The sequence below is a fragment of the Aeromonas sp. Y311-2 genome (assembly GCF_027706025.1).
GTDB classification, from domain to species: Bacteria; Pseudomonadota; Gammaproteobacteria; order Enterobacterales; family Aeromonadaceae; genus Aeromonas; species Aeromonas veronii.
This window is the reverse complement of the sequence record NZ_JAPDCL010000041.1, coordinates 1-13,518: the sequence shown is the minus strand read 5'-3', so window position 1 is coordinate 13,518 and position 13,518 is coordinate 1. Positions and strand designations below refer to the sequence as shown.

Here is a 13,518-nt window from a genome sequence, read left to right as displayed (position 1 = left end):
GACATCAGAGATTGAGTAGCGGAATGTCTGAGCTGAAGTCATGTCCATGGCTGTTCTTCTTTCCTTTACATCGATGAGGCGTTTGTTGAACTGAACGAATCATGGGCGGGAGACCTAACAGCATATGGTCGTCAGATCCGTGAACGAATACTGCAATGGACTGGACTCACAGTCGGCATCGGGATCGGGCCAACCAAAACACTCGCCAAGCTGGCAAACTACGCCGCGAAGAAGTGGCCTGCGACTGGTGGAGTGGTTGATTTGCGTGATGAGGCACGTCGAGCGCGTTTGATGGCTATCACTCCGGTCGGGGAAATATGGGGAATAGGTAGAAAACTGACCACCAGGCTCGAAGCGCACGGGATCAATAGTGTGGCGGACCTAGTCGCTGTCGATGGTAAAAACCTACGGCATCGTTATGGGGTCGTTGTTGAGCGAACCGTGCTAGAGCTACGCGGCTATCCATGCGCCAGCCTGGAGCAGGACACACAAGCCAAACAGCAGATCATCTGCTCCCGATCATTCGGTGAACGGATCACACACATGAATTCCATGCATCAAGCACTCGCAGGATATATGGAACGTGCAGCTGAAAAACTCCGGGCAGAGGGAATGTGCTGTCGCCATGTCACCCTATTCATTCGCACCAGCCCCTTCAATGACAAAGAGCCCTACTACGGCAACCAGGTGAGCACCAAGTTGGCTGTACCTACTAACGATACTAGGGCGCTGCTGGGACTGATCCACTCACTGCTCTCTCGTATCTGGCGGGATGGGCACCGCTACCAAAAAGGGGGCGTGATGCTAGCCGACTTCACTCCTATCGGCAGCCAGCAGGGAGATTTGTTCGACCATCATCAACATAAGCCCCGCAGTCAGGACCTAATGCAGATGATCGACCGAATCAACCAGGGACGATTAGGAAAAATTCATTTTGGATCTTGTGGGAGAGACAACAGTGATTGGATGATGAAGCGTGAAAAACTCAGTCCCCGCTATACAACCGCATTGGATGAATTACCCATTGCAAAGTGACAACCCGGATTTGCACTCAGCAAGGCGCTCTTGCGCCAACATCAATTCGCAACCGGGGCCGGTGATTCGGTCAACGCCTTTCACATCACGCATTGGTGGTTTAATCTCATGTCCGTTGAGCATTCCAGTTAGCATCCACTGCCGCAGTTGGCCCAATGAGAGCCCCAATTGCCTGGCAGCATCCAGCATTCGCCATGACAGCTTAAATTGCAGATCGTCGGACACAGGGTCAAAGTTTCCAGCCTGCAATTTTAACAAAGCCCGGTGAGCAAGGGTCTCTGCCATTGATCCAAACCGCGCTTCGCTATGGGACTTTCTGCCCTAAGTAGCTTGCCTGCCACAGGCCACGAGATGGTTGAACTGTAACGCTACCGGAACTAAATGGTTTACTCATTACACACTCTATCCTCTATAAAGGCCCAGTATGAGCGACTCGGATTGTCTCAAGCCCCTATCCGAGTCGCTCAGTATATACATTTCAAATTCTGCATAAAGACTATGCCCATCCGGCTCGACTTGGAGCTAGTCCGATGCCATATCGGCTCTTGAAGCTGGCTGAGGGTCATGGAAAAGGTTAGTTTATGTTGTTTTCTCGGTAGAATACAATTAATCTGTACGATTAATGGACTAAAAACGGTCGTTTTTTGGGGGGGGATGTGAACATTGTAGATGCTCTTGTTCTTAAGAAGTTAATGAGCGTTGGTGATGAAACGGTTCTGTCGATCTTAAAGTTTTCAGCGTATAGCGGAGTGTCAACGCTCGAAGAACTGGTACACCATTCCTCCAATCTAAAAATCTCAAATGTTAAATCTCGAGCAGCTCTCGAAAGTTTCTTCAACGCTGCGAACTTCCAGGCTCTCAGGGACGAAGTACAAGCTGAGATTGATTCGTTCAAAAATAAAGGAGTTGAGATTGTTCTCTTCGGTTCGAAAACCTATCCAATCTCGTTATACAATCTCCCGAAACCTCCTCCCTTTCTTTACTGCAAAGGCAATCTGAAACTCTTAGAGAATAGGCTTTCTATAGCTGTTGTAGGAACTCGTGAAAACACCCCCAAGGGTGAAACCATAACGATTAAAACTATTCAAAAGTTTGCGACTTATGGTTTCACGATAGTCAGTGGACTTGCACTGGGTATCGATACAATTGCTCATCGCGCTGCATTAGAGGCCAAAACCTCAACGATTTCTGTTCTTGTCGATGTGGATTCTATTTCTCCCACAAGTAATCGAGAACTCGCTCAGGAAATTTTGGATACGGATGGACTTCTAGTTGCGGAGAATGCTCCAGGAACCAAAGCAATACCTGCGTTCTTTGCTAAGCGAGACAGGATACAAGCAGGTTTATCTACTGCCGTCTTTGCTATTGAAACTTCGATAGATGGTGGGACGATGCACGCAGTCAAATCTGCTCTCTCTATGGAGCGTCCTGTCTTCGTTCCTGACGCACAGAAAGCTAGGTATCCAGATCTTACTATCAAGGCAATTTCAGGAACGCAACATCTAGTTAACGAAGGAAAGGCGATACCCTACACGAGCGAATCTTATGAAGATATTCAGCTTCAATTAAAAGACATCGCGAGTTCATTTAGATCGTTGAAATCAAACGGTGGCCTGCTGTGATTAAGGTCATCGTCCTCGATCTTGATGACACGCTTATTGATACATCAAGCCTCGAACCATTTCGGTCAGCTGGCCGATGGAGAGACATACACAGGTACTTTAATGGTTGTGCCGTTTATCAGGGCGTTGTCGGCCTTGTTACAACGGCTCGGTCAGTTGGAATCAAGGTTGCTATCTTCTCGAATGCGCCTTCGAATTACGTTCAGGGTCTACTCAAACACTTCAGTATCTCTGTTGATTATGTAGTAGCCTACCATGATGTAACGCAGCATAAGCCGAGCCATGAGGGCGTTACTCGTATTCTCGAGTATTTCGGTGTTAGCGCCGACGAGGCAATTTATTTAGGAGATAGCAACCTAGATCGAGACGCTGCTTTCAATGCAGGAGTTGAGTTTTTCTCAGTAGATTGGGGTTCTGCCTCGGAGATCGATTCGTCACATAAGGGAGTAAGCAATCTCTCCGAGCTTATTGGAAAAAACTCGACACCGAGTTCCGCAACAACGGGACGTTCTGAGTTAATACAATCTGGAAATAAACTTCATCTGGGATTCTATTTAGATGGTGTCAAACAAGAAGTTTGGTCTTTCAAAGATAACAAGAATCCTTCTGTACGCCGCTGGGTTAACAAGACTGTTGAGCTAGCTCCTTCATTTCCAGTTATAGATATTGTTGTTCGAGCGTTAGGTCACGCTGAGCTTAGGGCTGAAGATGGCGATAAAGCATTAGATACCTTGGGCAAGTCGCTGGCTGTTGCTTTAGGGGCTACTTACCAACCTAAGATATTAGAGAAAAAGCACGTATTAGTTAAATCGACTAATTGCAGTGCAGTACAAAGACGACAGCAGGTCGGAGGGGCCTATAAAGCCGAAGTTGATTCAATAGAAGCGAATTCAAATCCGACATTTCTTATCGTTGACGACGTATTAACTTCGGGGGCTACAACTGATGAGATAACACGCTGTCTATCTCAAGCTTTCCCGAATTCAAGTATTTACATTTTTACGTTGGTCAAAACTCTCTATAGATTAGAGCTAAGTACTGACAGCATTGAACAACAGCACAATAACCAACTATTTTCAGATTTGTACAACCCAATCATCGACTCGCTGGCGGATGAAAGTGAACTATCTGGATATGTCAGGCCGAAGTCTAGTCGTAGGCTTGTAAGCAAGAAGTTTTCTGCTAACTACGCGAGAACCAACCATAACTTCATTTTCCATAATCTTCTCAACTATTCTATCTCGTCTGAAGTGGCGTCTGGTCAGCTATTTGGAGCAATTCAAGTTCTTAAAAACATACTTCAGAGAGGGAAGCCTACAATAGCCTCGCGAAAACTGAGGAAAGCATTTGGCATTGAGCTGGAACAGAGCGCTCTTAATACACCAACTCAGGCTCTTTTGTCAGATAAGTCAGTTTTTTGGAACAGATTAATTCGAGGCAACAAACAGTCTGGAAGCTACCCAGCGAAAAGGTTTTTTGATGAGCTGATTCCGAAGTATTTCGGTAAGTACATTTTTGTAAAACAGCTAATGCTCCCTGAAGTCCAGATTTACGATATGACTCAGGTCTACGTTGAACAATTCCAGAACCGACAGGTAGATTTTTACATTCCTCAAGTTGGTTTAATTATTGAGATAGACGGTCAGCAACACCAAAATTCTCAGCAGTTAGATGAGATGAGGGATTTGTTTACTGAAACCCAGGGACTGAAGACTGTTCGGTTCACTGTTCAAGAACTGGCATCTGAGAACCAGTCATTTATCAGTAAGATAAATTCGATTATTTCTCACATTCAGATCGTAGATGGCCTAGAGCGTGACGGTGTCCTAACGCCTCCTAATGGTATTTCTTTATTGAATTACCAAGAGGTTTATGAAAATGGAGCTGATGTTACCGACCCACGATTGAGGCTGACCTCGGCGTTGCGTTTCCAGTTACTGTTATTGGAGCTTCTTGAACGCGGTCAGATCAGACTAGGAGAGTTGAAAAAACTATTCATAGTCAATCGTGATGGCACAGATTTTGCTGAAGCGGCACTAGACGACCTGAACGATTTGTTATCGAATCTCTTGCGTCTCATTGGTATTGAAGAAAGGCGAATTGAAGTAGCGCTGATCGAATCAGATGAGCTTCCGAGCGAACGGTCTGGTGAAAATATATTCATCGACTTCAGCATACTGGAGCGTTATGACGATTCCTTTCAAGTTAACAAAGACGTCATATATTCACGTACGGATTACTTCGATTTCTATCGATACTTCGAAGATTCTGATGCTGTTTCAATAGAAACCAGTCAATTAATTGACTATGACTTCTTCGAGCTTTCATGCAGTGATCCCATTGCCTACAAGCTAGATCTTAGCCCAGGCAGCGAGCAGCGAGAGTCTCTGAGATACTTCCTCAGCAACCTGTTTCTACCATACCTAGAGGATGTAGATTTCAGGGAAGGGCAGGTTGGTATCATAGGATCTGCACTTTCGAGAAACGGCACAATAGGATTGTTGCCTACAGGTTCGGGTAAGTCGATTTGTTACCAGCTGTCTGCGGTTCTGCAACCAGCTGTTAGCTTTGTCGTGTGTCCGATAAAGAGTTTGATGTATGACCAGAAAGCCGATTTGGATAGCATCGGCTTCACTCGAAGCAATTTTATTACTAGTGATTTGAAGGCAGGAGAGAAGGCCAAAGTTCAGAGCGATTTCGGACGTGGTAAGTACTTCTTCGTTTTCATATCGCCTGAGCGATTCCAAACCCATGCGTTTAGAAAAGAGATGTTGGCTATCGGACTAGATCTCTCATTTGCCTACGCGGTGATCGATGAAGCTCACTGTTTGTCTGAGTGGGGGCATGATTTCAGGACGTCTTATCTTAACCTGGCAAATACAATTGGACGGTTTGCTCCCAGTGCAATTTATATAGGCCTAACTGCAACCGCATCAGTTAACGTCCTAAAGGATATTCAAACAGAGTTTGATATCCCCGATGATTTTGTCCGCACCCCCATGGACTTCACTCGCGAGGAACTCTCATTCCACGTTATCGACGATAAAGGCCGCAAAGTTGATGCAGCCGTCGAACTTGTTTCTGAAATGGAGCGTAAATGGAATTCCGACGGGGAATATGGCAATAAGGCGGGAATCATATTCACTGCCACCGTCAACGGGTCTAAGGGTTGTCATAGCTTAGCGGGCCGAATTTCAACACTCTTGAATATGGATGTTAGATATTTTTCGGGGTCTGCTCCGAAAATGGGGGTATTACAGGGAGAGGCTTTCGATAGATATAAGCGCCAAGTTCAAGACGATTTTAAAGAAAATAAATACCGCCTACTCACTGCTACTAAGGCATTCGGAATGGGCGTGAATAAGGGGAATATTGCCTATACGGTTCACTTCGGAATACCTGGGTCGATGGAAGCCTTGTATCAGGAAGCAGGCAGGGCAGGGCGAGATAAAAAATTATTCAAGGAAGTACCCGCAGATTGCTATGTGCTTCTCACAAAAGAGCCCAATTCAGCTATTCTCGACAAGATTTGGGACGCTAGTACGAACGTCAAAGATCTGAAGGAGTACGTGAAGTTATTGAGTCGAGATAGCGACCTGAACACAAATCTGTTCCTGATGACAAACAGCTTGGACACAATCAATGATGAGTTCAAGTTGATGGCAAACGTATACGAATTCTTTAAGTACAATCAGGAACACAACACGGTGACCATTACTGCCAGGCAGTTTGGTACGGAAAAGTATAAATTGGAAAAGGCTATCTACCGTCTTTCTCAATTAGGTATTGTTTCTGACTGGGTAATCGAAGACTTTTTTAATGGCACGCTCTATGTCGAGTTCCAGTGCCTATCGGAAGAAGGTCTTGAAAATAAAATTGAGCATACCGTCAGAAAGTATGATCCTGAGTTCAAACTCGCGGATGTGTTCAGTAGTGATAACCAGTACTACAAAATTCTCTGCGACAAGTTAAGAAAAGGGTCTATCGATAAATCGCAATTTATCTTTCTTGTTCTTTTACTCTGGTCCTATGACCATTTTGTCTACAACCGTCGCCAGTCACAGAAGAACGTTTATGAACAATGTAGTTTATTCGCTGAAGGCAGGATGGACGACAAAGAATTTAAGGAGAAGCTAGAGGGTTATTTCAGGCACGACAAGTCGAGCCAACTTCTGCTCAATATGGCTGAGAATTCTGTGTCGGCGAAGATATGGCCATCAGTATTTTTTGAAACTGATGAAGAAGAGCGCACGGAACATCTAGTAGGCAGCGAGAAGATGACGCTCCTACGAGGTCAACTTTCTCGATTCCTAGAGTCATACAAAGATAATGCATTCTTGAACTACTTGAGCGGTGTACTGCGACTAGCTTCCGATGAGTTTGATGATGCAGATGGAGAGCGAAGAATGGCAGCGTCTTTTGATCGATTGATTAGTGATAATAGGGATGAAGCACTAGAGCTGGTCCGAAAAACTATGCAGCTAAAGCCAATGTTCTCTGAAAATGCGCGAAGCCGCTTTGCTCGTTTGGTCCATGAGAAATTTGATGATTTGGATGTTCTTGGGGAGGTAAATGAAGAGCTAGGGGATCCGTTCTCCTATCACACTTTGTTAGCTCCACTAGCAAATAGGCTTGAAAAACTTACCAGCCAATACAAGGGGATTAATTGGTGAATGACATACAGAAACTACACCGAGTAATCGATTCACTCGAAGAGCAATCGGCGCAAGTGGCAGAGTTTAATGGCCTGTTAAGCGCAGTTAACGATGCAAGAACAGAGATAGAGGCTGCGAAATCAACCCTCGCAAATCTAGCTACTGAACAGGGTGAATGGGTTACGAAGAACTCGAATAAATTTGAAGAGTTTGAAGGTCGCCTGACGTCACTTAATGACCTTCTAGGCCAGATCAAAGATGAACAGTTTAAACTAAGGCGTGACGTAGCAGCCTTGACGTTCGTAACACCTGATCAGTTTGAACAAGGCCGCGCAGCAATTGATAGCTGCATTGCTAAACAATTTGGCGAATTGAACAGCAAGTTAGAGGCTGTCGCGGAGTCTCAGAAAAGATCGATAAGTGGGCTACGAGCCATAGTTGTTTTAGGTATATTGGTGTTGGCTGGAGGTATCGGACTTCTGACTATGAACATGGTTTAATTTTCAGATTACCATTCAGTTTTTAATTGTAATCAATAAGTTGGCTTCGGCTTTGCCAGTGGCGCACCTCGCAGCCAGTTGCAGGAGTTGGCCAGCCTAGCTTTTATAGAGCGTAGCGAAAACATAGTGCTGCTGGGCCCAAGCGGAGTGGGCAAGACGCATCTTGCCATCGCACTGGCCTATCGGGCTCTGATGGCTGGCATCAAGACCAGATTTATCAGCGCAGCAGACCTGATGTTGCAGCTGCAAGCAGCTCAACGACAGGAGTGGCTTAATGCCTACTTCAGCCGTGTCGTGATGGGGCCGCGTTTACTGGTGATCGATGAGATAGGCTACTTGCCGTTTGGGCGTGAGGAAGCAAACCTGTTTTTCAATGTGATCGCCAAACGTTATGAGAAAGGGAGCCTGATCTTGACGAGCAATCTGCCCTTTAGCCAGTGGGCCAGCACCTTTGCCGATGATCAGACACTGACGGCAGCTATGCTCGATAGACTGTTACATCATGCACACATCGTTCAGATCAGCGGTGAAAGCTATCGTTTGAAAGAGAAACGCAAAGCGGGGGCCACACCCAAAACCAATTAACCCCATGTCCGGGTGGATCACTTTTCAATCGGCGAAATTAGCCAGAGTGGATCAGTTTTCGGTCGGCGTTGACACGTAACAAATTTTTATATTTACCTTTAGCTTTATCTCGAGAGGCTTTTTCTAACTTACTTTGTTTAACATTCATACCTTCAGTGCAAAAGTAAAAAAGAACTCTCTCAGCACAATATAGGTCACATTTCTCTTTTTCTGAGAAAGGTACTTTTTCATTGCTTCTTTTCAGGGCATATAATAGCAGATCAAGTATCTCAGATAGACATCCTTTCTTACGAAAACGCTCCACTTTCTCATACTCTATTTCATACTCATCCTTCTCTACGCTACATTCCTCAACCATAGGAATAGCATCAATAATCACACCAATAAACTCACCGACTTTCCGACCCGGTATAAAACCATAGCAATCACTATACTGCTCATCGTCGCCTTTACTACGCTTAATCACAGGAGAACCACCAAGGAACCCACGCCTCATATTTTCCATATAGGCATACTGGACCAGTCGTTGCTGCTCCTGGACCCAAAGCTTTGCATTTTTTGCGTCAGCCTCGGTTAACTCTTTTATAAGAGAGAAATCAGAATTTACATCAACTGTACCTAGGTGAACATTTACAGCCCTATACCTACGAACACATTTACCTGAACTGAGCTCTAGATCTTCCAGTACACTCACGGTTTTGCTAAATGATACTGTTCTAAGATTTGCATTCAACCTCATGTTAGCCATGCCACACCTCTCATTATTATTGTTATTTTATGTTTTTTTCTTTGGTTTGTTCGTGTGATATGGGATCCCCATACCAATCAGCAATCCATTCATTGTTCTTCAAAATTTCATTCTTAAGTTTGTCTCTATCTAAGAAAAACATGTTTGGCTTATCAATAGTATCTTTTTCTGAGTTAATATCTTGGACATATCCATCAGGAATCAATGCGTTTGATCCTACATGAACGCTCTCCAGCCCTTTCCTAAAAATTGTAGCCAAAACGTCCTTCAACAGTGCTCGTGCATTTGATATAAAACTATCCGATGGTTCTTCGATTGATAGCAAAACAAAATCCAATCTTAGAAGCCGGAAAGAGAATGACGATGTACCATATGTTTTTTTATCCACAAATGACGGCACCACTTTTTTCATCTTGGCATATTGTTTTTTAGTGCAACGAATCAATGCAGTAAATAGTATAACCTTAAGCTCGCTTAATTGATTTGATTCACCTAATTGCAAATTTAAATCATCTCGCCGAGGTGAATATTCAATGCCCTGGTCGAGCAGCTTAGACCAGGTAGCCCGCAATCTCTTAACCTTAGACCCTGATATCCATTTCTTACCGTCTATACTATAACAAAAACCTTTTGGCTCGTGATTATCTGCTCTCCTCACCCTGACCATTACATTATGCTCACGCAACCCAGTGACAAATTCAGTCATGTTGTTCGGCTGTTTTTTAAAAACCACGTCCATTGCATCCCTGATAATACAAGCGGGATCATGCATAGCATGAAAGCTCCCTCTACCACGGCCATTTTTAATATTTACTATGCTATACTCATGACCGAAATTTTTTTCAGGGCTTTTACAGATCGACAATCCCAATTCCATTTCAATTTTTCGAGCAGCGTCAACTCCACGAGCGTAGTCATTACTATCATCAACTAAGGTTCTGTCTAGTTTTACTCTACATGCCACAACATGTACATGTAGAGACCTTGTATCGCGGTGTATAACAGATGTCCATCGAGTATCGCTACCATATCCCAATTCACTCATTAGCAGCCTAGCTGCAACTAGACATTGATATGGCGTTAATGATTCATCGGGGCTCAATGATAGTGAATAATGTGCACATAGTTGGTTTCCTGTGCCTGCATACAATGATGCCTGCATATTCAACTCCATGAGTAGTGGCCCGATGTCATAATCAGAGACCTCACCTCTTTCATTCAATGTAATATTTGGTCTATTAATTACACCACCACCGAGATGATAAACCTGTGATGGCATGGATTTTCGTTTCCTACCAATATGTATAGCTCGGTAAATATAAGACAGTCTGTACTGGAAGTTTTGGCCGAACCTGTGTTTTTCAAAATTCATTTCAACTTTACTCCAATCAGAGCTTTTTCAATTCCTATAAACAGAGAATTTATAGATGAGAAAGCCTGCATCACTGGAGAGTTATCACTACTGTCAGTAATAAATTTATAAACGTCACTACCGACCTCAGCTTGTCTAATCAACAAAATGATTTGATTTAAATTCGATGATATATTGTATACCCCCTCGAGCAATCTCACACGATCATCATATGAAAAATCTGGTGAGATATTACTGTCTGGTTCCCTGAGAGCCAAAAACCGAATCAGGCTAGACTTTTTGGGAATACCATAGGTTTTACTATGCTTAGTTAAAACACGTTGCTCAGCTGCATTAAATGAGATTCGGAGCATTAAACTGCGTTTTTCATCAGCTGATTTTTTGGGTCTACCAGACCGTGGTTTTCTGTTCAATTGCGTGCACCTTTATAATAATTATTAGTAGTGTTATGCGTTTTATTTTTCAAACCAACCTATTTAATAGACATTAAAACATAGCTGGTTTAGCGTTTTTTCAAAAAATATACAATAAATTTATACGAAGTCACATTCAGAAGTGAGCTAAATTATTCGGTGATATTTAATGCTCACTCTAATTATAGTATTGCAAACACTAAATATAATATCAACAATTTTTTGAGCTAAATTATTAATTTAACGACTGACGTTATCAATGGCATTGGCGAAAGTTAATATTTAAAATATGAAATTAACTAGACTTACATGGTGAATTTAATTTTCTTCCGTGAAATTAAAACTATGACACAGGCTGATTAAAGTTATATAAAAAGGCATGCTCTCATCCTATGACAGATATACCTTTTCTAGATCTGGTCGAACCAATGATGTCATATAAGCTCAAGGCTATGAGATAAAATCTTCCCAAATGATTGATCGTCAACATAATCCGCATGATCATTTATACGCATATTTTTTATCTGACTCAGCACAGTAAAAAAGCACTCCTCACATAGATGTACCTCATATGCCGTACCATCATGTTTCGAACCATAACCCCATTTTGCAGTCAGGGCTCCAAACTGAGGATTATACAAATTTGGGTTCATATTTGGAGTTGTGCTTTTATGGCATACGTCACACTGAATATCAGCTATAACCTCAACCTCTTTTGTGGTCATTATTTTCATCGAACACTCGCTATACATGTAGAGTTAATGGACGGATAGCATGAACAAAATGGTTAATGCCGCCATAAGCAAAATTTATTATAGTTGAATGAATAAAAAAAGCAGCCTTACGGCTGCTTTCAATACCACGATAATTGTGGATTAGATCAAATAATCCTCTAAGGACTTTCCGCTAGCAACGCCCTCAGCGATGGCTTTCGGCATACGGCCCTGACCAGTCCAGGTTTTTTCCTGGCCATCTTCGTGATACTTGTACTTTGCGGGACGCGGCGCACGCTTGGCCTTTTCCTTTCCTTCAGCTTTCGACGGAGCAGCACTGCCAACCAGTTCGCTGGGGTCAATCCCTGCGTTTTTCAACATCTCGCTGAACTCTGCCAGCTTACGCAGACGTTCGGCGTTTTCTTCCTGATATCGAAGCTCAGCAGCTTCACGCTCTGCAAACACCTCATCAATTTTTGCCTTAATCTCGATCAGTTGTTCGAATGGTAGTTCACGCAGAGCGGCCCGGAGACTACGAATGTTCAACAGTGTTTTGATAAAATCGTTCATGGATATCACGCCTAAAAAGTTATTTGTTTATCGCCTAGCATTATCACCTAGCTGAAGTTTGGTGCCAATATTTATCATCAAAATAATTGATCTTTATATAGCCACATAGTGAGGTTATGCGTAACCGCTCAACATCGATCTAACTTGAGTTAAGACCCCACAGGTTCCATTAGTTACTGCTAGACTGGTTTATTCATACTGACAGCAGAGATCTTGTGATGACTCAACTCATTCTACTAATCGTTGCCCTCAGTACTCATGGGAGATCCCATGAGATTGCATATGAGGTTTGTGACGCATTTATTGAGGATGCAGTTCGGTATTCAGAAATGGACACTATGCATCTAACAGCACTGCGCTCACAGGTTATGGCTGCAAAAGATCTAGCTTTTTTTGAACGGTTGTTTTCGACCACATCAGACAAATTGCTTAGTGCCTATTCCGCTCATAACATCGAACAGGCTCGTGAGATGGCTTTTCATGATACACGGCAGTGGGAGCTGATGTTACTAGATATCGGCATTAAAATGCATGGACGACCCGCAAGCGAGTTATGGAGCACGTATTATCTGGCTTGCCGAGAGACACTGCTGTAACACCACCACTATCTAAATGCCATTGAGATGCCCCCTCGCTCGGGGCTGTTGTGGCACTACAATAGAGATACTCTAGGTATCGAACAGTGCGTTGAAATGAAATCGAACTAAGCAGACCAACATCTGCCATTGTCAGCTGACAACGGTCTGCATCAGCAGCTCATCTCGAACCCGTTCCCCGGAAATGTTAGAAATGGGATGAGGTGAGCGCGTTAAGGAGCAAGGCGTTTACGTTGGCCAGAGTGGCTCTGCACCTTCGCCGGAATACGCACCGGAATGAGATGTTGAACCACAATACAACCCCAATCGAGACTCTCACTTAAGGCCAAATGTGGTGACACTATGATTTTCCACGGTATTGCCGGGAAGTCATATACAGTTAGTGTGTCGAGGTGAACATTTTTTGATCTAAACGGCTATGTAAGTCGAGTACAAAGTGAGCTAAAAACACTTACCAACGCCAACCAAATTGGTTGGTTGTTGTGCAAACCAAGCAACGATTATAACGAGACCAACCTTGTGCGTTCAAAAAAAAACTCTCATGCGGACGCCCTGCGTCGTCGTCCCCCCCCTTATGCACATTCGCTACGCCTCACAACAAAGCCTCAATTCAAGCCCCGCATGGGGTAGGGTAAGACCCTATCCCAATAGGGTTTTGTTCCACACAATAATGCCGCAAGCGAAATGCAGCATCGCTTCATAATTCTCG

11 protein-coding genes and 2 pseudogenes are annotated in these 13,518 nt (G+C 43.6%); 7 read left to right on the top strand and 6 right to left on the bottom strand.

Annotated features, from left to right (window positions below; genetic code table 11):
- Positions 1-69: 69 nt before the first annotated feature.
- Both OKC42_RS21955 and OKC42_RS21950 read left to right on the top strand, forming a co-directional pair.
- Positions 70-207 (top strand): annotated as a pseudogene (locus OKC42_RS21955) (Y-family DNA polymerase); the annotation flags it as partial.
- 84 nt (positions 208-291) lie between these two features.
- The gene (locus OKC42_RS21950) at positions 292-1,035 is read left to right on the top strand and encodes a DinB/UmuC family translesion DNA polymerase (protein ID WP_270820917.1); all 744 of its coding nucleotides are present in this window, start codon (positions 292-294) and stop codon (positions 1,033-1,035) included.
- On the opposite strand, the gene OKC42_RS21945 is transcribed toward OKC42_RS21950, so the two are convergent.
- Entirely contained in the window at positions 1,018-1,320 is a 303-nt protein-coding gene (locus tag OKC42_RS21945; protein WP_270820916.1) for a hypothetical protein, read from the bottom strand. The genes OKC42_RS21950 and OKC42_RS21945 overlap by 18 nt on opposite strands.
- Before the next feature lie 371 nt (positions 1,321-1,691).
- Between OKC42_RS21945 and OKC42_RS21940 the strand changes: the two genes are divergently transcribed.
- From OKC42_RS21940 to istB, 4 genes and pseudogenes are all read left to right on the top strand, one after another.
- Positions 1,692-2,657, top strand: a complete 966-nt coding sequence (locus OKC42_RS21940) for a DNA-processing protein DprA (protein ID WP_270820915.1) — start codon at positions 1,692-1,694, stop codon at positions 2,655-2,657.
- A complete protein-coding gene (locus tag OKC42_RS21935; protein WP_270820914.1) occupies positions 2,654-7,330 on the top strand; it encodes a RecQ family ATP-dependent DNA helicase in 4,677 nt (1,558 codons plus the stop codon). The genes OKC42_RS21940 and OKC42_RS21935 overlap by 4 nt, the downstream gene beginning before the upstream one ends.
- Positions 7,327-7,812, top strand: a complete 486-nt coding sequence (locus OKC42_RS21930; RefSeq protein WP_075114281.1) for a hypothetical protein — start codon at positions 7,327-7,329, stop codon at positions 7,810-7,812. The genes OKC42_RS21935 and OKC42_RS21930 overlap by 4 nt, the downstream gene beginning before the upstream one ends.
- 45 nt (positions 7,813-7,857) lie before the next feature.
- Positions 7,858-8,397: pseudogene (gene istB, locus OKC42_RS21925) on the top strand (IS21-like element ISAeme17 family helper ATPase IstB); the annotation flags it as partial.
- Between the two features lie 37 nt (positions 8,398-8,434).
- On the opposite strand, the gene OKC42_RS21920 reads toward istB, so the two are convergent.
- The 5 genes from OKC42_RS21920 to OKC42_RS21900 form a co-directional block, all read right to left on the bottom strand.
- A complete protein-coding gene (locus OKC42_RS21920; RefSeq protein WP_270820913.1) occupies positions 8,435-9,145 on the bottom strand; it encodes a hypothetical protein in 711 nt (236 codons plus the stop codon).
- A gap of 22 nt (positions 9,146-9,167) precedes the next feature.
- Positions 9,168-10,424: a relaxase/mobilization nuclease domain-containing protein gene (locus OKC42_RS21915; RefSeq protein WP_270820912.1), complete on the bottom strand. Its 1,257-nt coding sequence runs from the start codon at positions 10,422-10,424 to the stop codon at positions 9,168-9,170.
- A gap of 89 nt (positions 10,425-10,513) precedes the next feature.
- A complete protein-coding gene (locus tag OKC42_RS21910; RefSeq protein ID WP_128821761.1) occupies positions 10,514-10,930 on the bottom strand; it encodes a hypothetical protein in 417 nt (138 codons plus the stop codon).
- Positions 10,931-11,364: 434 nt separating this feature from the next.
- A complete protein-coding gene (locus tag OKC42_RS21905) occupies positions 11,365-11,664 on the bottom strand; it encodes a hypothetical protein (RefSeq protein ID WP_182962967.1) in 300 nt (99 codons plus the stop codon).
- A gap of 141 nt (positions 11,665-11,805) precedes the next feature.
- Positions 11,806-12,213, bottom strand: a complete 408-nt coding sequence (locus tag OKC42_RS21900) for an H-NS family histone-like protein (RefSeq protein ID WP_125730100.1) — start codon at positions 12,211-12,213, stop codon at positions 11,806-11,808.
- A gap of 218 nt (positions 12,214-12,431) precedes the next feature.
- Here OKC42_RS21900 and OKC42_RS21895 point away from each other — a divergent pair, with 218 nt between their 5' ends.
- Positions 12,432-12,809 (top strand): hypothetical protein, encoded by a 378-nt coding sequence (locus OKC42_RS21895; protein ID WP_182962969.1) that lies wholly within the window; start codon positions 12,432-12,434, stop codon positions 12,807-12,809.
- Positions 12,810-13,518: the final 709 nt, after the last annotated feature.

What these genes read in the sequence shown, in the direction of transcription:
- OKC42_RS21950 (WP_270820917.1), top strand. Translation starts at nt 292, where the DNA reads ATGGCTATCACTCCGGTCGGGGAAATATGGGGAATAGGTAGAAAACTG.
- OKC42_RS21945 (WP_270820916.1), bottom strand. Translation starts at nt 1,320, where the DNA reads ATGGCAGAGACCCTTGCTCACCGGGCTTTGTTAAAATTGCAGGCTGGA.
- OKC42_RS21920 (WP_270820913.1), bottom strand. Translation starts at nt 9,145, where the DNA reads ATGGCTAACATGAGGTTGAATGCAAATCTTAGAACAGTATCATTTAGC.
- OKC42_RS21915 (WP_270820912.1), bottom strand. Translation starts at nt 10,424, where the DNA reads ATGCCATCACAGGTTTATCATCTCGGTGGTGGTGTAATTAATAGACCA.
- OKC42_RS21905 (WP_182962967.1), bottom strand. Translation starts at nt 11,664, where the DNA reads ATGAAAATAATGACCACAAAAGAGGTTGAGGTTATAGCTGATATTCAG.
- OKC42_RS21900 (WP_125730100.1), bottom strand. Translation starts at nt 12,213, where the DNA reads ATGAACGATTTTATCAAAACACTGTTGAACATTCGTAGTCTCCGGGCC.
- OKC42_RS21895 (WP_182962969.1), top strand. Translation starts at nt 12,432, where the DNA reads ATGACTCAACTCATTCTACTAATCGTTGCCCTCAGTACTCATGGGAGA.